The sequence below is a fragment of the uncultured Parolsenella sp. genome (genome assembly GCF_934660935.1).
Taxonomy (GTDB): Bacteria; Actinomycetota; Coriobacteriia; order Coriobacteriales; family Atopobiaceae; genus Parolsenella.
Genome location: NZ_CAKUIH010000003.1, coordinates 174,641 through 194,799, shown reverse-complemented (window position 1 = coordinate 194,799; position 20,159 = coordinate 174,641). Strand labels below are relative to the sequence as shown.

General features: G+C 64.3%; 14 protein-coding genes and 1 tRNA gene. 12 read left to right on the top strand and 3 right to left on the bottom strand.

Annotation, left to right across the window (positions count from 1 at the left end; genetic code table 11):
• Positions 1-241: 241 nt before the first annotated feature.
• Both Q0H23_RS02705 and eno read right to left on the bottom strand, forming a co-directional pair.
• Positions 242-1,216, bottom strand: a complete 975-nt coding sequence (locus Q0H23_RS02705) for a hypothetical protein (protein ID WP_293835412.1) — start codon at positions 1,214-1,216, stop codon at positions 242-244.
• A 738-nt stretch (positions 1,217-1,954) separates the two neighbouring features.
• On the bottom strand, positions 1,955-3,244 hold the full coding sequence (eno, locus tag Q0H23_RS02700) for a phosphopyruvate hydratase (protein ID WP_293835410.1): 1,290 nt from the start codon (positions 3,242-3,244) through the stop codon (positions 1,955-1,957).
• Between the two features lie 332 nt (positions 3,245-3,576).
• Between eno and Q0H23_RS02695 the strand changes: the two genes are divergently transcribed.
• The 11 genes from Q0H23_RS02695 (at position 3,577) to Q0H23_RS02645 (ending at position 17,752) form a co-directional block, all read left to right on the top strand.
• A complete protein-coding gene (locus Q0H23_RS02695; protein ID WP_293835408.1) occupies positions 3,577-4,770 on the top strand; it encodes an MFS transporter in 1,194 nt (397 codons plus the stop codon).
• Between the two features lie 199 nt (positions 4,771-4,969).
• A complete protein-coding gene (locus Q0H23_RS02690) occupies positions 4,970-5,272 on the top strand; it encodes an Asp-tRNA(Asn)/Glu-tRNA(Gln) amidotransferase subunit GatC (RefSeq protein WP_293835406.1) in 303 nt (100 codons plus the stop codon).
• Positions 5,272-6,795, top strand: coding sequence for an Asp-tRNA(Asn)/Glu-tRNA(Gln) amidotransferase subunit GatA (gatA, locus tag Q0H23_RS02685; RefSeq protein ID WP_293835404.1), 1,524 nt, complete (start codon positions 5,272-5,274; stop codon positions 6,793-6,795). The genes Q0H23_RS02690 and gatA overlap by 1 nt, the downstream gene beginning before the upstream one ends.
• Positions 6,792-8,453 (top strand): Asp-tRNA(Asn)/Glu-tRNA(Gln) amidotransferase subunit GatB, encoded by a 1,662-nt coding sequence (gene gatB / locus Q0H23_RS02680; RefSeq protein WP_293835403.1) that lies wholly within the window; start codon positions 6,792-6,794, stop codon positions 8,451-8,453. The genes gatA and gatB overlap by 4 nt, the downstream gene beginning before the upstream one ends.
• Positions 8,454-8,538: 85 nt before the next feature.
• Positions 8,539-9,495 carry a 2-hydroxyacid dehydrogenase gene (locus tag Q0H23_RS02675; RefSeq protein WP_293835400.1) on the top strand — a complete coding sequence of 319 codons (957 nt, stop codon included), beginning with the start codon at positions 8,539-8,541 and terminating at the stop codon, positions 9,493-9,495.
• Positions 9,496-10,288: 793 nt separating this feature from the next.
• Entirely contained in the window at positions 10,289-10,948 is a 660-nt protein-coding gene (locus tag Q0H23_RS02670; protein WP_293835398.1) for an epoxyqueuosine reductase QueH, read from the top strand.
• 192 nt (positions 10,949-11,140) lie between these two features.
• Positions 11,141-11,941, top strand: coding sequence for an SDR family oxidoreductase (locus tag Q0H23_RS02665; protein WP_293835395.1), 801 nt, complete (start codon positions 11,141-11,143; stop codon positions 11,939-11,941).
• 438 nt (positions 11,942-12,379) lie between these two features.
• Entirely contained in the window at positions 12,380-13,156 is a 777-nt protein-coding gene (locus Q0H23_RS02660) for a glucose 1-dehydrogenase (protein ID WP_293835392.1), read from the top strand.
• 888 nt (positions 13,157-14,044) lie between these two features.
• Positions 14,045-14,260, top strand: coding sequence for a hypothetical protein (locus Q0H23_RS02655; RefSeq protein ID WP_293835389.1), 216 nt, complete (start codon positions 14,045-14,047; stop codon positions 14,258-14,260).
• Positions 14,261-14,453: 193 nt separating this feature from the next.
• Positions 14,454-15,791 carry a hypothetical protein gene (locus Q0H23_RS02650; RefSeq protein ID WP_293835386.1) on the top strand — a complete coding sequence of 446 codons (1,338 nt, stop codon included), beginning with the start codon at positions 14,454-14,456 and terminating at the stop codon, positions 15,789-15,791.
• A gap of 272 nt (positions 15,792-16,063) precedes the next feature.
• Positions 16,064-17,752 carry a phospholipase D-like domain-containing protein gene (locus tag Q0H23_RS02645; protein ID WP_293835384.1) on the top strand — a complete coding sequence of 563 codons (1,689 nt, stop codon included), beginning with the start codon at positions 16,064-16,066 and terminating at the stop codon, positions 17,750-17,752.
• Positions 17,753-18,039: 287 nt separating this feature from the next.
• Here the strand turns inward: Q0H23_RS02645 and Q0H23_RS02640 are convergent.
• Positions 18,040-18,115: transfer RNA gene (locus Q0H23_RS02640), tRNA-Ala, on the bottom strand.
• An 857-nt stretch (positions 18,116-18,972) separates the two neighbouring features.
• On the opposite strand from Q0H23_RS02640, the gene Q0H23_RS02635 reads away from it, so the two are divergent.
• Complete coding sequence (locus Q0H23_RS02635; protein ID WP_293835380.1) at positions 18,973-20,151, top strand: malic enzyme-like NAD(P)-binding protein; 1,179 nt, start codon at positions 18,973-18,975, stop codon at positions 20,149-20,151.
• Positions 20,152-20,159: the final 8 nt, after the last annotated feature.

The window sequence follows — 20,159 nt, the reverse complement described above, 5'->3', positions numbered from 1 at the left end:
GCGCGGCGGGCGCGGGGCGCGTGCGGGCGGCCGGCGATGCGCGTGGGGCGTGCGGGCGACGCGCGGGTGGCCGGCGGGCACATTGCTAGGGCGTTATTGCACGCCGGCTCCATTGCCGCGGCGTTTCTGAGTGCCGGATTCATTGGCGGGGCGAAAATGCACGCTGGGGAGCCGTTGAGCGTGCAATAACGCCGCGCGAGTGATGATGACGTGCATAAACCGCCATGCCATTCTCGGGATGCTACGCGACATGCGGGATGCCGAAGCGCTCTAGCAGCGCCACGAGGCGTGCCTCGTTGGCCACGTCCGAGAACGTGAAGCGCATGACGCGGTCGACGGCGAGCGTCATGCGAGACTCGCGAAGCCGCTCGTCGCGCATTATCTGCAGCGCATCTCGGCCATGCGTCATGGCTGGGTTGACGTACTTCTCGCCACCGTCCAGCTCGCCGACGACGATCGTGCCGTCTGGCAGCTCCCAGAAGAAATCGCAGCGCCAGGGATGACCGGGGTTGTCGGGGTTCTCGATGGGGACCTGCAGCTCGGGAAGCATGAAACCATGCTCGATCATGATGGCGCGGGCCATGGACTCACCGCCGCTCTCGCTACGTGCGTCTGCGTGGCGCGCGGTTTCGAGCGCTTGTCGTATGCCGGGGCGATGGCGTCCTCGTTCGCTGATCAGAGTGTCAAGTTCGGCAGCGTCGATTCCCAGGCGCGCGAGGCCCGCGTCTGCGATTGCGAGGTCCTCTCGAAAGTCCAACTCGAGGAGGCAATCGACTATGGTGTCCTCAAGCGAGGTGACGAGGATGCCGTCGAGTCGCTCCACCATTGGTCTGGTTGCCTCGGTGCGCCTGTGACGCGTGACGCGGCCCGTGCTACGCGTCGACGGCCAGCGTTCGCCCGACAGTACGTGGACGCTCGCAAGGCGGCGAAACGATACGGGCAGCCCGTGCAACAGCGCCGCGCTTGCGTGGCAGAGGACGAGCTCGGGGCGAAGCGCGGCCTCTGCTCGTAGGATGTGTTCCTCACGCTGCCGGCGACCAAGGCCGTCCCAGTAGCCCTTTCGCGCATAGAGGTGGCTGCGCGGGCTCACGAGCTGATTGGGCGTTCGACGGTCGAGCGCGGCCTTGAGCTTGCGATCATGTGTCGCGAGGCATCGATGTGCTCTCTGGGCCTCGTCAAGCAAGATGCCTATCTCGACGTCCCGTTTTGTGCCCATGTCTCCTCCGTTCGTCTCGTGCAGGGTAACAGGGGTGACGCCGAGAAAACCTGACGGGAATCTAACGGAGACCTAACAGCCCAGTTCAGGGCGCAATTCTTGTGACGTTCGTTTCGCCAGCGGCTCATATGCGTCGGCAGGTGGCCCGTGGTGACGTTGCCGCGGCGATATTGCACGCTGGCTCCGTTGCTGCGGCGTTTCTGCACGCCGGTTCCATTGACGCGGCGGTATTGCACACTACGCAGGCCCTGAGCGTGCATAAACGCTATGCCAACGAGCGGGACGTGCAAAAGCGCCACGGCAACGAGCGGCGTGGCCCAGCGGCGGAGCGGTACGGCGAGCGGGGTGGCACAGCGAGCGTGACGGCGCGGCACGACGCGACGGCGTGGCGAGACGCGGTGCGCATCGGCAGCGAAAAGCGCCCGCGTGCGGGGACACGCGGGCGCCTGGGGAGCGCGTGCGGGGACACGACGCTCCGGGTTGAGACTCGCGCGCGGGGACGCACGGCCTCGTGGACGACGTGCTGGGACACGACCGCCCGGAGGTTTTAGTTCGCGGGGGAGAGGGCCCGCGAACATCGGGTAAAGCAACTCGCGGAGCTGTTTGGCCCCTTGGGAGACGAGTCGGAGCCGAGTTCGCCCGACCGAGTCTATGCGGGAGAGACGCGACATCTCTGCTTTCGACTCGGCTCCCAAGGGGCCTCTGCGGCGGCGAGCGCGCCGCAGAGGCGAAAAGCCGTTACTTCAGGAATCGGAACGGGCTCATGCCGGCGTAGGTCGCGGCGTCGCCCAACTCGTCCTCGATGCGGAGCAGCTGGTTGTACTTGGCGACGCGGTCGGTGCGGCAGGGGGCGCCGGTCTTGATTTGGCCGGCGTTCGTGGCAACCGCGATGTCGGCGATCGTGGTGTCCTCGGTCTCGCCGGAACGGTGAGAGACGACCTGCGCATAGCCGTAGCGCTCGGCCGTTGCCATGGCTTCGAGGCTCTCGGTGAGAGACCCGATTTGGTTCACCTTCATGAGCAGCGCGTTGGCGGCGCCCAGCTTGATGCCCTTCTCGAGGCGCGACTTGTTCGTCACGAACAGGTCATCGCCCACGAGCTGCACCTTGTTGCCGATGGCACGCGTGAGGTTGGTCCAGCCGTCCCAGTCCTCTTCGGCCAGACCGTCCTCGATCGAGATGATGGGGAAGCGGCCGATGAGCTCGCTCCAGTAGTCGATCATCTCGTCGCTCGTGAGCGTGCGGCCCTCGCCCCTGAGCTCGTAGAGGCCCGTCTCCTTGTTGAAGCACTCCGAGGTGGCGGGGTCCATGGCGTACATGAAGTCCTCGCCGGGCTTGTAGCCGGCCTTCTCGACGGCGCGCTCGATCCACTCGAAGGGCTCGGCGTTCGTCTTGAGGTCGGGTGCGAAACCGCCCTCGTCGCCTACGCCCGTGGCGTGCCCGCTCTCGGAGAGGACGCCCTTGAGCGTGTGGTAGACCTCGGTGCACCAGCGCAGCGCCTCAGAGAAGGTGGGGGCGCCCACCGGCATGATCATGAACTCCTGGAAGTCGACGTTGTTGTCCGCGTGGACGCCGCCGTTCAGGATGTTCATCATCGGCGTGGGCAGGGTGTGGGCGTTCGGGCCGCCCAGGTAGCGGTAGAGCGGCAGACCCACGGACTCGGCCGCGGCGCGGGCGCAGGCGAGTGACACGCCGAGGATGGCGTTGGCGCCGAGGTTGCCCTTGTTGGACGTGCCGTCCGCGGCGATGAGGGCCGCGTCTACACCGCGCTGGTCCGTGGCATCCATGCCGAGAACCGCGTCGGCGCACTCGTCGTTGACGTGGGCGACGGCCTTGAGCGTGCCCTTGCCGCCGTAGACGGACTTGTCACCGTCGCGCAGCTCGACCGCCTCGAACTCGCCGGTTGATGCGCCGGACGGCACGATGGCGCGGCCGTGCGAGTCGTCGCCGAGGGTGATCTCGACCTCGACGGTGGGGTTGCCGCGCGAATCGAGTACCTGGCGGCCGTAGACGTCGATGATTTCACTCATACGTGTTACCTCCTGACTGGGGCCGGGCGGCCTCGTTGTTTCCCTTGTAGATATATACCACTAGTTAACCGGAATTAACTCTAGAATTAAGAAATACTTGGCTGAGGTTGTCGATTATGTGATTTGTCGAGGTAGACGGGGCGGTTGGTGTGGCGTTTCGGCACGACGACACGGATGCTGCGGCGATTTTGCACGCTGGAGAGTCGCTGAGCGTGCATAAACGCTACAACAATGGCGGTATCGCTGCGAATGGCGGTGTCGTTGCGGCATGGTCGGCAACGGCCTCGCGCTACAATGCGTCGAGAAATGAACGCTCAAGTGGAGGGCTGCTCGTGGACGCGACGTTTAGGCGGCTTGTCGCAGCGTGTTTTCTCAACCAGTTGGGGTTCCAGGCGACCTACTTTGTGGGCATCATCGGCTGCGCCACCTACGTGCTGGATGCGGGCGCGGCAGAGGTCTCGGCGCTCGTGTTCGTGATGAATGTCGTGATGCTTGTGGGGTACTCGGCTGCCGGCGCCCTCATTGACGCTGCGGGGCCGAGGATCGTGCTCGTGGCGTCTTTGGCGCTGCCGCTCGCCGCGTTCGCCGTTGTGTTCGCCATGCCCGTCTGCATGGCGTCGCTGCTGGTCGTGGCAATCGTGACGGGACTTGCCGGCGCCGCGGCATCGACAGCCGTCGAGACATTTCCTCGCTATCTCACGAACGACGAGGCCTTGCTCGCGCGCGTGAACTCGCTCAACAGCGTGGTGACGTTCGTTGCCGTCATCGCAGGACCGCTGTTTGCCGGCGCCATCGCCGACGTGACCGACAACCGCCTCGTGTTCGCCGTGCTGCCCGTGACGTCCGTCCTTGGCGTGCTCGTTGCGCTGCGCCTTCGCGAACGCGTTCGTCTCGAGCGCCCACAGGACAGCGGGCAGACCGTGCCCTCCCTGCTTGCGCGCGTGGCGAATGGCGTGCGCACCACGGTGGCGAGCCCGGCGCTCATCGTGCTGTTTGCCGTGTGCTTCCTGGGGAACCTCGGCTTTGGCGCGTTCGACTCGCTCGAGAGCCTCTTCTATCGAGACGTGCTGCGCGTGGGCGCCGAGTGGATGGGATGGCTCACGGCGATCGTGGGCGTGGGCGCCACGGTAGGCTCGCTGCTTGCCGCCCGCGTGCCCGCACGCCGCGTGACGCTGCCGGCGCTGTGCGGCCTGCTTGTGGCGGAAGGGTTGGGTGCCGTGCTCTACACGGCGACGCCATTCGTGTGGTGCGCCGCCGCCGGCCAGCTCGTCCTCGGGGCAGCGAACGGCCTGATCATGCCCCTGCGTGTGACGCTCACGCAGCGCAACTGCGAGCTGGGCCACCTCGGCAGCGTGAGCGCGCTCATGCGCGTGGGCATCAGCGTGTCGGGCACGCTGCCGTTGCTCGCGGCGCCGATGCTTGCGGATGCGTTTGGCGTGCAGGCGGTGCTCGTCTCGGCGGCAGCTCTCGTCGCGCTGACGGGCTCTGCGCTGGTGGCCGTAGCCAGGCGCGTGCGCGAGGGCTAGGGCTTCCCGGTGGCTGCCGCCCTCGGTCGTACTTACGGGCGCTGCGCTGGTGGCCGCGGCCGGGCGCGTGCACGCGAGCTAGGACGTGCCGCCCTCGCCCCGAACTGTTACCGTACTGACACAATCGCGCCCGCTCGCACTTGACGTCCGCAACCTGCCATAGAATGACAGGGTTAACCAAATTGGCATGGGAGGCCACATGGCACTAAGCGAACGCGACGTGTGCGGCATCGCGGACTACGCCCGCATCGCCCTCACGGACGAAGAGCTCACCGAGATGACGGCGTACATGAACGGCGCCATCACGGGCGTGCTCGAGCCCGTCCTTCAGTATGGCGAGGCTGACGTCCCGCCCACGTTCCACCCCATCGGAGACCTCTCCAACGTCATGGGCGCGGACGTCGTGGCGCCGGGCCTCTCGATCGAGGACGCCCTGCTCGACGCCCCCAGTGCGCGCGACCGCTACTTCCGCGTGCCGTCCATCCTCGGAGGTGATCAGTAATGGCTACCCTCGACACCCTCTCCGCGGCGCAGATCGCCGCGGGCGTTTCCGCCGGTGACTTCACCGCGACCGAGGTCGCCCGCGCCGCGCTTGACGCCGTCGAGGCCCGCGACGGAGCCGTTCAGGCGTTCCTCCAGGTCTCGGCCGAGCTCGCCCTCGACGCCGCCGCCCGCATCGACGCGGACCGCGCGGCAGGCAAGCCCCTGCCGCCGCTCGCCGGCGTGCCGCTGGTCATCAAGGACAACATGATGCTCGTGGGCACGCGCACCACCTGCGCCTCCCGCATGCTCGAGAACTACGAGAGCGTCTACACCGCCACTTGCGTCCAGCGCATGCTCGACGCGGGCTGTCTGCCCATCGGCAAGGCCAACATGGACGAGTTCGCCTTCGGCTCCTCCACGGAGTCCTCGGCGTTCCACCGCACCAACAACCCGTGGGACACGGAGCGCGTGCCGGGCGGCTCCTCGGGCGGCTCGGCCGCGGCCGTCGCTGCTGGCGAGGTCACGCTCGCGCTGGGCTCTGACACCGGCGGCTCGATCCGCCAGCCGGCGAGCCTGTGCGGCGTCGTGGGCATGAAGCCCACGTACGGCGCCGTGAGCCGCTATGGCGTCGTGGCGTTCGGCTCCTCGCTCGACCAGGTTGGCCCCTTCGGTCGCAGCGTCGCGGACGTGGCCCTCGCCATGAACGCGCTTGTCGGCCCCGGCCGCGACCCCAAGGACTCTACGAGCCAGGACTGCCCGGTCGACTTCACGGAGCACCTCGAGGACGGCGTCGCCGGCAAGCGTGTCGGCATCATCCCCGCCCTCATGGAGGCAGACGGCCTCACCGCCGAGGTCAAGGCCGCCGTCACCGCCGCCGCAGAGTCCCTGCGCGAGCAGGGCGCCGAGCTCGTCGAGGTGGAACTTCCCAACCTCGACGCCGCCATCGCCGCCTACTACGTCCTCGGCCCCTGCGAGGCCTTCTCCAACCTCGCCCGCTTCGACGGCGTGCGCTACGGCTACCAGGAGCCTAACTGCGCCACCCTGGCCGAGCAGAGCTCGCTCTCTCGCGCCCACGGCTTCGGTGCGGAGGCCAAGCGTCGCCAGATGCTTGGCGCCTGGCTGCTCTCGAGCGGCGTGTACGAGAAGTACTACCTCGCCGCTCAGAAGGCGCGCACCCTCATCACGCGCGACTACGCCGCCGCCTACGAGAAGGTTGACGTCATCCTGATGCCGGCCAGCCCGCGCACGGCGTTCAAGTTCGGCGAGATCTCCGATCCCACGCAGATGTACCTGTCGGACCTCTACACCATCAGCATCAACATCGCCGGCAACGGCGGCGTCTCGGTGCCGCTGGGCCTGGGCGCGGACTCCGGCCTGCCCACGTCTGCCCAACTCGTGGGCCCGGCGTTCCAGGACCGCCGCCTGCTCACGTTCGCGCGTGCGGTGGAGAAGGGCGCTGCCACCGCCGCGGGCCGCGCGGACGGCTCGCCCGCGCTCGCCGTCGCTCCTGACTTCGCTGGGAAGGGGGGTGAGCTCGCATGAAAAAGCTCGCCGACGTTCTCCAGGATTGGGAGGCCGTGATCGGCCTCGAGATCCACACCGAGCTCACCACGCTCGACACGAAGATGTTCTGTAACTGCCACCTGTCCCATGACGACGAGCCCAACACTAACGTGTGCCCCGTCTGCCTGGGTCTTCCGGGTGCGCTGCCTGTGCCCAACCGCCGCGCCATCCAGTCGATCGTGAAGGCGGGCCTGGCCACGAACTGCGAGATCATGCGTCACAGCATGTTCTACCGCAAGCACTACTTCTATCCCGACATGGCCAAGAACTTCCAGACCACGCAGGGTCCCGTCGCCTTCTGCATGCACGGCCACCTCAACCTCGAGGTCACCGGTCGTGGTGCCGCGGAGCGCCCGGAGTGCGCCTTCGGCGAGGCCGAGGCCCAGAGCCTCGCCAGCGCCAGCGCCAACGCCGTGGGCCTCTCGACCGCCATGAGCGACCACCTGCCCGAGGGCGGCGCCGCCCGCCCCAAGGCCTCGAGCCAGGGCACCTACGACACCGCCAACCTCGTGCTTCCCGAGCGCGCGGAGGACGGCTCCTACACCGTGCCCATCCGCATCCTGCGCATCCACATGGAGGAGGACGCCGCCAAGATGGTCCACGTGGGCGGCGAGGAGGGTCGCATTGGCGGCGCGACGGAGAGCCTCGTCGACTACAACCGCTGCGGCACGCCCCTCATCGAGCTCGTGACCGAGCCAGACCTCCGCACGCCCGAGGAGGCGCGCCTGTTCATGGAGAAGCTCCGCCGCGTGTTCCTGACGCTGGGCATCTCTGACTGCTCGATGGAGAAGGGCTCCATGCGCTGCGACGGCAACGTCAGCCTGCGCCGCCGCGGCGAGACTAAGCTCGGCACGAAGACCGAGCTCAAGAACCTCAACTCCTTCAAGGCCCTGCACGACGGCCTCGAGTACGAGATCTGCCGCCAGGCCGAGGTCCTCGAGGAGGGCGGCGTCATCTACCAGGAGACGCGCCACTGGGAGCCCAGCCGCAAGCGCACCGTCGTCATGCGTGTGAAGGAGACGGCGGATGACTACCGTCTCTTCCCGGACCCGGACCTCGCCCCGTTCGACCTCACGGACGAGTTCATCGACGAGTGCCGCGCGGAGATCCCGGAGCTGCCGGATGCCAAGCGCGACCGCTTCTGCGAGCAGTACGGCCTCAAGCGCGCGGACGCCGAGCAGATTGCCGGCGACCCCGTGACGGCGGAGTTCTTCGAGGAGGCCTGCAAGCTCGTGCCGGAGAAGGCCATACTCACCGTGGGTAACGTCATGGTGAACCTTGTGCCCGGCTATGACGCGCTCACGCCTGCCCAGGTCGCGAGCCTGAGCGCCCTGCTCGCGGGCGATGCTATCTCGTTCGCCCAGGCGCGCGAAGTGCTCGACGCGGTCAACGGCACCGACCTTGACCCCGAGAAGGTCGTCGACGAGCGCGGCATGCGCCAGGTGAGCGACACCGGCGCGCTCGAGCCCGTGGTTGACGCCGTGCTCGCGCGTTGTGGCGAGCAGGTAGAGCAGTATCGCGGCGGCAACACCAAGGTCGTCGGCTTCCTCGTGGGCCAGTGCATGAAGGAGAGCCGCGGCAAGGGTAACCCCAAGCTCTTCAACCAGCTGCTGAGCGAGAAGCTCTCCCAGATGTAGCGCTTCGGGCGCCCGTCCCCAGGCGGGCGCCTTCCTTTTGCGGCACCCGTCCCCGTGGCGGGCTCCCTCGTAAGGAGACGATCGAATGAAGGTATCCCTGCTCGAGCCGCTCGGCATCCCCGAGGCGCGCGTCCGCGAGCTCGCGCATCCCATCGAGGAGGCCGGCCACGAGTTTGCCTACTGGCCCGAGAAGACGACGGACGCCTCCGAGCTCGCCCGTCGCTCTGCCGGCGCCGATGTGGTCATGATCGCCAACAATCCCTATCCGTCCGAGGTCGTGCGCGGCGCTGACGCGCTCAAGATGATCGCCGTGGCGTTCACGGGCATCGACCACGTGGGCCTCGACGCGGCCCGCGAGCGGGGCGTCACCGTGTGCAACTGCGCCGGCTACTCTGACGTGAGCGTGGCGGAGCTCGCGGTGGGCCTCGCGATCGATGTGCTGCGCCACGTCGTGCTGGCGGATGCAGCGACGCGTGCGGGCGGCACGTCGGCCGGCCTCATGGGACGCGAGATCTCTGGCAAGACCGTGGGCATCGTGGGTACGGGCCACATCGGGTGCGCCACGGCGAGGCTGTTTGGCGCGTTTGGCGCCTGCGTGCTGGGCTATGCGCGCCACGAGAGCGAGGCGGCCAGGGCGGCGGGCATCGAGTTCGCGAGCCTCGAGGAGCTTCTCGCCGAGTCCGACATCGTGAGCCTCCATCTGCCGCTCACGCCCGAGACACGCGGCTTCTTTGATGCCGATAAGATCGCGCGCATGAAGGACGGCGCCGTGCTCGTGAACTGCGCGCGCGGCCCGATCGTGGACAACGATGCGCTTGCCGAGGCACTGAACTCTGGCAAGCTCGCTGGTGCCGGTATCGACGTCTTCGACATGGAGCCGCCGCTGCCTCAAAGCTATGTGCTCGCCTCCGCCAAGAACTGCGTGCTCACGCCTCATGTGGCGTATCTCACCGAGGAGGCCATGGAGCGCCGCGCCGTCATCGAGTTCGGCAACGTCCTCGCCTGGCTCGAGGGCGCTCCCAAGAACGTCTGCGCGCTGTAGACGAGTGGGCCACCTGCGTGGGGTGCTCCCAGTGGTCGCCCTCGTTTGCGAGGATGGCGAGTGTGGTATAGGTGTCGCCCTCGGTAAGTCGCTCGTTGAGGGCGTCGGTGAAGAGGCGGAGGTCGTTCTCGTTAAAACCATCGCTGCACGTGTACCTGAGGGCGAACGAGCAGCTACGCTCTTGCGCGTGAACGCTGCACAGTGTAACAAACCGGAAACAATAGGAGGACGACATCAAATGAGGCTCCCAAAGGAGCCCCGTGATGTCCTAGCGATTCGAGTAATGGTCGCGGCACGAGTAGGTGGTGACCGTTGCATTGCGGTCTTGGCATCGCACTGGGCTCGCTCCGGTGCGCTGGCTTGTGAGCCAAACGACGCGTTAAGCCTCACTCGTCGCAAAAAAAGGCGCCCGGGGACTGGAGCCGGGCGCCCTTGCGTGCGGTCTGCGGAGAGGGAAGGGAGGAAGGGTAAAACCCCTCTGCACACCGCGCATGCTCGTATAATCGCGCGGGTTGGTTACAGAAATATTTCGGGAGTCCGTCGTTTACAGACTTGAAAGAAACGGCTTACGCTGGCTTTACGCCGTCGTTCCCAATTTGATGGATGCTTTACGAGAACGCCTCTGCGATGATGGAGGTCTTGAATGGACGGTGCGTGCGGAGGTGTACTGCGTCGCCGCGCGGGTGGACTCGCGGATGCCGGCGGGGCGCGCGGTGACGCGCAACGTGGCACAGCGGGTAACGCGCGCGCTCGACTCGCATGAACGTTCCGGCGCCGACGGGGGAGGGCTGACATGATTGACATCGAGCACATCGCGCAGGAGACCGGCCGCGTGCCGTTGGCGCTTCACGCCTGCTGCGGCCCCTGCTCGCTCGAGCCCGTCGCGAGCCTCCGCGATGAGGGCTTCGAGCCCGTCATCCTCTGGGACAATCCCAACATCCAACCCGTCGCCGAGCACGACTTGCGTCTCGCCACGCTTCTGACGTGGGCCGACATCGCGGGCATCGCCGTGGTTCGCTGCGAGCGCGGTGCTGGATCTGGCGTCAACTCCGCGCTCACCCCGGCCGAGGGCCGCGAACGTTGGGAGCGCGTCGTTGCTCCCCATGGCTTCGACCGCGTGCCGCGCTGCCGCGCCTGCTACACGATCCGCCTGGATGCCGCATGCCGCGTGGCCCGCGAGCTGGGCTTCTCGCACGTCTCCACCACGCTGGCCGTGTCGCCTTACCAGCTCTTCGAGGACTGCACCGAGATCCTCGAGCGACTCGCCGCGGCGAACGGGCTCACGCCCATCGTGCGCGACTGGCGTCCGCTCTATCCCAAGGCCACGACCGAGAGCCGCGAGCTGGGCATGTATCGTCAGAACTACTGCGGCTGCCGCTTCTCCGCCGCCGAGGCCACGATTGAGCGCCACGAGCGCCGCGACGAGCGCAAGGCGGCCCGCCGGGCGCGCTAGCTCGCGTGGCGCCGCCTCGGCGCGCCGGTTCTTCTCGGCAAGATGTGCCTGTTGGCTCGAAAAATCCCTTCTATCGGGCATCGCGTCTCCCTCGCCGAAACCTCGGCCATAACGGACTATCCCTCTGTTACGTTGGCGCAATCGGTGACCCGAGCGGCAGACGCTCGGGGCCGACTAATAAGGGAGACCAACATGGGTATGTTTGACGGCAAGGTCGTTATCGTCACTGGCGGCGGTAAGGCCACGCTCAAGGACGGCAGCGCTGGTTCCATCGGTTATGGCATCGACATCGCCTTCGCCAAGGAGGGCGCCAACCTCGTCATCACCGGCCGCAACGTTGCCAAGCTCGAGGCCGCCAAGGAGAGCCTGGAGGCCGAGTACGGCATCAAGGTCCTCGCCGTTCAGGCTGACGTTTCCGCTGGTCAGGACAACGAGGCCGTCGTGCAGAACGTCATCGACAAGACGATCGAGGAGTTCGGCCGCATCGACGCCGTCGTCAACAACGCCCAGGCTTCCGCTTCCGGCGTGACGATCGAACAGCACACGATGGACCAGTTCAACCTCGCCATTTACTCGGGCCTCTACGCCACGTTCCTCTACATGCAGAAGGCGTACCCGCACCTGAAGGAGACCAAGGGTTCCGTGGTCAACTTCGCTTCCGGTGCCGGCCTGTTTGGCAACTACGGCCAGTGCTCCTACGCTGCGGCTAAGGAGGGCATTCGCGGCCTGACGCGTGTCGCTGCCAACGAGTGGGGTAAGGATGGCGTGAACGTCAACATTGTCTGCCCGCTTGCCTGGACCGCTCAGCTCGAGAACTTCGAGGCTGCGTATCCCGAGGCCTTCAAGGCTAACGTTCACATGCCGCCGGCAGGCCACTACGGCGACGTCGAAACCGAGATCGGCCGCGTTGTCGTTCAGCTCTGTGGCCCTGACTTCAAGTACATGAACGGCGAGACGATTACCCTCGAGGGTGGCATGGGCCAGAGGCCGTAAGGTTTCGCTGCTGTTTGTCGTGGCATCGTTGCCGTGGGGCTCTGCTTTGTGCGGAGCCCTTTCTTTTTGGCGGGTGACGTGGGAATGCCGGCGACGCGCCCGAGCGTAGGGGTCGCTATTTGGCGGTTGGTCATGGAGCGGAGGGTGGCGTGCGCGCGCATAACGTGGCGCCGGATGGCGACGCACGGCGCCGTGCGCGTAAATCACGGCTGCGGCCAACGAATGCGTGATGTCATGCGCGCAGAACGTGGCCGAGAACGCCAGTCGTACCCGTCATGCCGCAATTGCAAGCGACCCCTCGTCCAATACCTGACATTAACGGACGCGATTGCCGCATAGGGTCAGCCAACTGCCATCTGCCGAGAAGGAAACGGCGGCTCGTCTCGTCTGTGCCAGACTATTGCTAGTCGTGTTACCTAACAATAGAAGGGATTTGCCATGCGTTTTGAAGGAAAGAGCGTTGTTGTCACTGGCGCAAGCTCGGGTATGGGCCGCCAGATTGCCTACGACTTTGCCAAGGAAGGTGCCACGGTCGTTGCCGTTGCTCGCCGCGAAGAGCGCCTTGCTGAGCTCGCCTCTCAGGTCGAGGCCGATGGCCTGCCTGGCAAGATCCTGCCTTACGTGGGCGACGTCTCCGCGCGCGAGACGAATGACGGCATGATTGATTTCGCAGTCGAGAAGTGTGGCAAGCTCGACATTCTCGTGAACAATGCGGGCATCATGGATGGCTTCGAGCCCATCGGTGACATCTCGGACGAACGCTGGGACAAGGTCTTCGCCGTTAATGTCAAGGGTCCCATGTATGCCATGCGCAAGGCCGTTCAGGTGATGCTTGGCCAGGAGACGAAGGGCAACATCGTTAATGTTGCTTCCATCGGCGGCACGAATGGTGCTCGAGCTGGCGCGGCCTACACGGCTTCCAAGCACGCGCTTGTTGGCATGACCGAGAACACCGGCTACATGTATGCGCATGAGGGGATTCGCTGCAACGCCATCTGCCCCGGTGGCGTCGAGACTGAGATTAGCGGCTCGATGATGGCCGATTCCGGCATCGATCAGTTTGGCATGGGCCGCGCCATGGCGGGTCTCGACAAGGAGATTCGTACGGGCAAGCCCGAGGAGCTTTCTGCCGCGGTGCTGTTCGTCGCCAGCGACGACGCGTCGTTCATGACGGGCGCCTGTGTCAAGGTCGACGGCGGTGTGAGCGTTAACTAGCGGCTGTCTTTCACAACGTGCGTGCGAGCGCGCGGCGGGCATCTGCCTGTCGCGCGCTATTTGCTGGCGGCGCTCGGAACGCGCATGCTTCGCCCCTGTTGACGCTTGTTCGGCTTTGCGTTCCCCTTCCGTGCTGGCTGGCGGGCTTGAATGCTGTCCTTCCACGTTGGCTGCTGGGCTTGAATGCCGTCCTTCGGCGCTGGCTGGTGGGGTTGAATACCGTCCTTCGGCCCCCGATCCTGTAAAAGTGCGCCAAGTAGGGGGCTAAATTGAGGTTGCCAAAGTAGACGCCATGTTTAGCATGACAAAACCGCAGCTAAACTGATTGCGTGATTCGGCTCTACTCGGCTGGAGTCCAAATAGCCCCCTACTTGGCGTGTTTTCTTGGCTGGAGACATCGGTGTGTCATCCAGACGTGTCCTCGCGCCTGGGCAGGTACAATCCGGTCGTTGAACATCGAAAGGGTTTTATGTCCGGACAACTGACCAAGCGTGCCCTCGAGGAGTCGCTCAGGCACCTTCTCGTATGAGCCGTTTTGCTAGAAGCCATAACAGCATGTGCGGGGACTGGGGTTTCGTGTGATTTTGAGCTCATAAAGCGCCTGTGACTGACTCTAAATATTAGTGGAGTCGAAAATGTTAGGCATTTTTCTGTCAGTCTGAGTAGAACAATTGCGTGCAAATCAATTACCTGCGGTTTCGTGAATTGCGCAAGGGGATCTACTTGGTAGATGCAGTTTTAGCCTAACAATATCGGCTCCATTAATTATTTTGGGGCACGCTTATGGGTGCCGGGCACGCTTATGGGTGGCGCTCGGCCGGTCGGCCTGTGGTTGATCAGCTCCTTGACCGGATATACTCTTCCAATAACACGTCAAGGAGGTTTGCCATGTTCAAGAACGTTTTTGGCTCGGACGGCAAGTTTCACCTCGAGAATCAGGTCGGGAATATCCGCTACGACCTCACCACGGGCGAGAGCAAGACCGTCTATCCCGTCGGGTCCAACACGAACATGACCTTCGATAACAGCGGCGTGCACACCGAGGTTCAGACGGACAATATGCGTTATCGACTCGGCGAGTCGGGCTTCGACTGGATTCTGTAGTCCGCTGGTGCCCGCCGCCGCTGCGATGCGAACGATGTAAGCGGGCGCGAGCGACTGGCGCTGGCGCAGTGCGAGCTCGAGCGAATACCGCACGAGAGAAGCAGAGCAGGGGATCGAGCGAATTCGTCGCGTCCGCAGAGTGGGCGAGACTAGTGCGGCGACGTGCCGCCATGACGACAAGGAGGCCCATCCCATGGACGAGTTCTTTGCCATCAAATGCCAAAACTGCGGCGGTCCCATGTACTCGCATCAGGCGAAGCGCAGCTTCGAGTGTGCCTATTGCGGCACGGTCCTGCCGTGGGCGCCCGGCGCCGGTGACCCCACGAGCGCGCTGGGCATTCGCCATCAGCCGCTCCAGGCTGTCGATGGTCTGCTCAAGCTCACGCATGTCTCGCAGCTCGAGCCGCCGGTGGATCCAGGCTGGTACTTCTTCAAGCCACATTGGCGCAACCAGTCGGTGCTCGAACACCTGTTGTGGGAGGACCGTGGCACGGCGTCCGAGTACCAGGAGGCCGAGCATGTGAGCATCCCGTGCCCGTTCTGCGGTGCGTCCTTCGAGGGCGCGTCGACCCAGCGCGTGTTCGAGTGCCCGTCGTGCGGAAACAAGATCGGCGCCGCGGACCTGCTCAAGCCGGGCGCCTTCAGCAAACGCCTGACCATGGGCTTTGGTGCGGAATACGTGCCTGAGCAGGGAATTCCGTGTGCGGTCAGCGAGCAGCAGGCGCGCGCCGCCGCGCTCCAGCTCGTTCGCCAGCACCCGGATGCCTTCGCGGGACATGACGTGGAGAGCGCCATCCAGAACGACATGATGCTCTTCTATTTCCCCATGGCGCTCGCGGACCTGCGCATGATGGCGTCCTTCACGAGCAGGGGCCTGGGCAAGGAGGCCCTGGTCTACTACGAGGTGCTCGACTGGGCTTATCCCAGGGCAAACTACCTCGATGTTTCCCTTATGGGCATCCTCGAGCCATGGGATTTCTCGAGGGTGGCGTCGTTCGATCCCACCATGCAGGAGGGTGACTTCCGCGTGATCGCCGTCGACGCGTCGACTAAGGACGACGTCGTTGTCGACAAGCTGGCGCTCTATATCGCGGGCAACGACGCAGAATCCGCGCTGGGCTTCAACAAGAAGAACCTTCGCGCGTGGTCCCGAAAAGTTCGCAAGCACAAGGACGGTCTCGTGATGGTGCCGGTGTACTACGTCGACCGTCCGGCGGCGGATGGGTGCGACGGCGAGCAGGTGCGCATCGCCGTCAACGGGCAGACCGGGCGCGCGGCAGCCGTTGTGTTCAGCGAGGAGCGGGAGACGCATATTGTGGCTCCGCTTGCGTCGAGTCTGGCCCTTTCGAGTGAAAGCACCGTCCATGCGACACCCATCGAGGTCAAGTACGTCAAGTCGCCATTTTTGTACGAGATTGTCCGCAGGGGCGGCGAGGGCGCGGCACCGCAGGTAGCGGCGGCGCGCGAGGGCTCACGTCGCGAGGAGAAGACCAAGCGCGGCGGCCTATTTGGGGTGATCTTCGGGAAGTAGGGCGCTTCTGCTAATCCGGGACTTGCGTTGACGCGGTGCCGGGGCGCGGACGGCAAGCGTGTCGATGACGCGCCGAACGAGGCGCCACTGCGAATACCGATGGCATGACGGAGACGGGGACGTGCGCCGCCTCCGCGCCCGCGGCCAGTCCGCTCTTGTCGACGGTCCGCGCCCGCCGTTGCCGGCGTCGCCACGTCAGCCACCTATGGCATAGTTGTCACCAGCAAATACGAGAGAAGCCTCCAGAACGGCGTGACGGAATAGAGCTCGGCATGAGAAAGATCCTCAATCGCATTTTGATCGTCATTCCCGCGATTGTCCTGCAAGTGATCTGGCTGCTGCTGCTCACGAAGTGGCTCGCGCCATACTCCGCGCTTATCGCGTCGCTTCTCTCCATCGTGGCGGTCTTTCTCGTTCTCTTTATTGTCATCAAACGCGATGAGAGCACCTACAAGCTGCTTTGGCTGCTGGTCATCCTAACGATCCCCTTGGTTGGCACGCTGCTCTACCTCTGCTTCGGCAACAAGCGTACGGCCAAGCCGCTCAGGCGTCGGCTCGAGAGCGTCAGCAAGAGCAATGACCCCCAGCCTCTTCCAATTGGCGAGACGCCCTTCGACGGCGAGAGGCGCATGGAGCAGACGCTTCGCTGGCTGGAGGAGAAGACACAGTATCCCCTCTATAGGGTCGAGGACGTGCGCTACTATCCGCTGGGCGATGACATGTTCCCCGATATGCTGGCAGACCTGAGGGACGCCAAGCACACGATCTTTGTCGAGTATTTCATCGTCGAGCCGGGCCACATGTGGAACTCCATAGTGGAGGTTCTCGAGGCCAAGCTGAAGCAGGGCGTGGACGTTCGCGTGATGTATGACGACCTCGGTTGCTTCTCGACCTTCGATTTTGGCAACGCGTGCGAGTTACAGGAGAGGGGCATTCCCTGCGTGCCGTTCAATCCGCTCCTCGCCCTGAAGGGCACTGCCAACTATCGCGACCATCGCAAGATGCTGATCGTTGACAACGAGATTGCCTATAGCGGCGGCGTTAACCTCGCAGATTGCTACATCAACCTCGAGCGACGCTACGGACACTGGAAGGATATCGGCTTCCGGCTGACCGGCGAGCCGGTGCGCGCCTTTACGCACATGTTCCTGACGTTCTGGAATGCCTTCGGGCGCGTGCAGGGCTATGAGGGACTCCCGATGTCCGAGGTGCTGGCTGGCGAGGCGGTTGATGCCGTGGGTCGTTTGGGGACGGCAACCGCGGTTCGACCGGGGACGGCGACGGTAGCTCGACCGGGGACGGCGGGCTGCCAGGTAGCGGTGCCTGCGGATCCCTTAGCGGGCACGGAGGTCGCGGCGCGGCCGGCTTCGGCTGCCGCGGACCACACGCCGGCGGCCGTGCCCTCGCGCGAGACCGACGGCTATGTCCTCAGCTACTATGACTCGCCCCTCAACCACGAGGCCACGAGCAACCGGCTCTATGTCGACCTCCTCTCGCAGAGCACGGAATACGCCTGGTTCTTCACGCCATACCTCATGCTTGCCGACGACCTCATGGATGCGATGCTCGCGGCGGCAAGCCGTGGCGTTGACGTGCGAATCATCATGCCAGGCATTCCGGACAAAAAACTGGTCTTCCGTATGTCTCGCAGCTTCTACCAGGTGCTGTTGAACGGCGGTGTCAAGATTTACGAATACACGCCCGGTTTCGTCCACGCGAAGGGCTCTATGTTCGATAACCGCGTCGCCACGATCGGCACGGTCAACCTCGACTATCGAAGCCTGTTCCTTCATTTCGAGAACAACTCGCTGTTCTATCGCTCGAGCGTCATCTCGGAGATCAAGGCGGACTTCCTCGCCACGCAGGAGAAGTGCGTCGAGATCAAGCCTTACGACGCGAGGCAGTACTCCTATCGCTGGGCAATCGACGGCCTTCTCCGCATCTTCGCACCCCTGTGCTAGGGCGGAGCGCTAGTGGTTGGGTACTTGATGGCCGGGATGGCACTGAATGCCGGGAGATGCCTTGCCGGGTGACGTTAGGCCAGGTGCTGGCTGGTAGGTCATGCCGGATATCTGCGTGAGTCCCGGTTTGGGCGTCTGCCGTAATTGACTGGGGGAGGGTGGGCCGCTCCAATTGAGTTCCTGGTGTCAGTGCCCACACTGTCAAATAGCAAAGACGGACTCTGCCATTCGTGCCGTCAAAACGTAAACAAAAAGGGCGACGACCTAAGTCGCCGCCCCATCATTTATGGTGGAGAATAGGGGGTTCGAACCCCTGACCTCATGACTGCCAGTCATGCGCTCTCCCAACTGAGCTAATTCCCCGAATTGGTGCAGGGGTTATATTACCAGACTTTTGGTTCGGGAGAATCGACAATTTCAAATAAATGTTGAGGTAGCGTTTGGTAGGGCTGAAGATAGCCAGGATGAGGACGTGCTAGGGATTGTAAATTCGAGCTTAAGCGCGAAGACCCGCATGGTCTGTATCAACGGGCTCTTGATTTGAATTGGCGGAGTAATCTGACGCTGACCTTTAGGGATGGGCCCTCGCGGCAGGTCTTGAGGCGCACGGCTATGGGATGCTCTTGGTTTCTGGAAGGCTAGGGACGCTTGGCTGTATCTGCCGGTGACCTTGCCGCTCGTAAAACCGGCTGGTCACGTTGTCCCTTGCAACGAATTTGAGATTCTGCGGCTCAAAATGAGGTTTTGAAGCCCTGCTTGGCATGTGGTATCCCGGAGGTGCCAAATAAACCCCAGTTGGCTCAAATGAGAACCGTTATATATCGGTGATATGGGCCGCAGAATCTCGAATTCGTTGCAGCTGCCCTTGTTTGCGGGCGTGCGATCGGCCTGAATTGTTATTTGAACGAATCAACTACCCTGCATGGGTGAATTGAGAACCCGCTGTCGGCGCTGTCTGGGCGAATGGCGCTGCCTGGACGAATTTACAACCCACTGCTGGCATCAATTATGGGCGGCTACCACTGGACCCAGCCTTGAGCGGAGCCCGCTGCCGGCGTGACGGCGATGACAGGCATGATTTAGCATGTCGATAACCGACGCATCAGGACGTATATCGATTGCTCAGTTTACGCGCGCCCGCTCTGGGTACGGTCTGCTTGCATGCAACCGAAAAAGCGCCCACCCGCGCCCGCGGGCGGACCAAGGGAATGGAGCGCGCAATGGCCGTTGACGCCAAGCAGTACGCACTTGACAAGCACAGGGAGTGGGAGGGCAAGATCGAGGTCGTGAGCCGGGCTTCCATCTCCACCCCCGAGGAGCTCGCCGTGGCATACACGCCCGGCGTCGCCGAGCCTTGCCTGAAGATTCACGAGGACGTGGATGACTCCTACACCTACACCCGTCGCGGCAACCTCGTTGCCGTTGTGACGGATGGCACGGCCGTGCTTGGTCTGGGCGACATCGGACCCGAGGCAGGCATGCCCGTCATGGAGGGCAAGTGCGCCCTGTTCAAGACCTTCGCGAACGTCGACGCCTTCCCGCTGTGCGTCCGCTCGAAGGACGTCGACGAGATCGTCCGCACCGTCGAGCTCCTCGCGGGCAGCTTCGGCGGCGTGAACCTCGAGGATATCAGCGCGCCGCGCTGCTTCGAGATTGAGCGCCGTCTCAAGGAGGTCTGCGACATCCCCATCTTCCACGATGACCAGCACGGCACCGCTGTCGTCACCTGCGCGGCGCTCATCAACGCGTGCCGCCTTACCGGCCGCGACCTGGCTGACGTGCGCGTGGTCATTTCCGGCGCGGGAGCCGCGGGTATCTCCAACGCTCGCCTGATGAGGCGCATGGGCGTCAAGAACATCATCATCTGCGATTCTCGTGGGGCCATCTACCAGGGGCGCGAGGGCCTGAACCCCGTCAAGGAGGAGGTTGCCACCTGGACCAACCTCGATGGGGTGCGTGGCACGCTGGCTGATGCCGTCAAGGGTGCTGACGTCTTCGTGGGCGTCTCCGCGCCCGGCGTCCTCACGCAGGATATGGTTCGCACCATGGCGCCTGACGCGATCGTTTTTGCTTGCGCCAACCCCGTGCCCGAGATCATGCCGGACGAGGCCCTCGCCGCCGGTGCCGCCGTTGCCGCCACGGGCCGCTCGGACTTTCCGAACCAGATCAACAACGTGCTTGCCTTCCCGGGCATCTTCCGCGGCGCCCTCGACGTGCGCGCTTCTGACATCAATGACGAGATGATGGAAGCCGCCGCCTACGCCATCGCCGGTCTGGTGGATGACGACAAGCGCAGCGCGGAGTACATCATCCCGGGTGCCTTCGACGAGCGCGTGGCTACCGCCGTCGCCTCTGCCGTGTCCGAGGCGGCGCGCAAGTCTGGCGTGGCGAGAATCTAGCGTTTGCG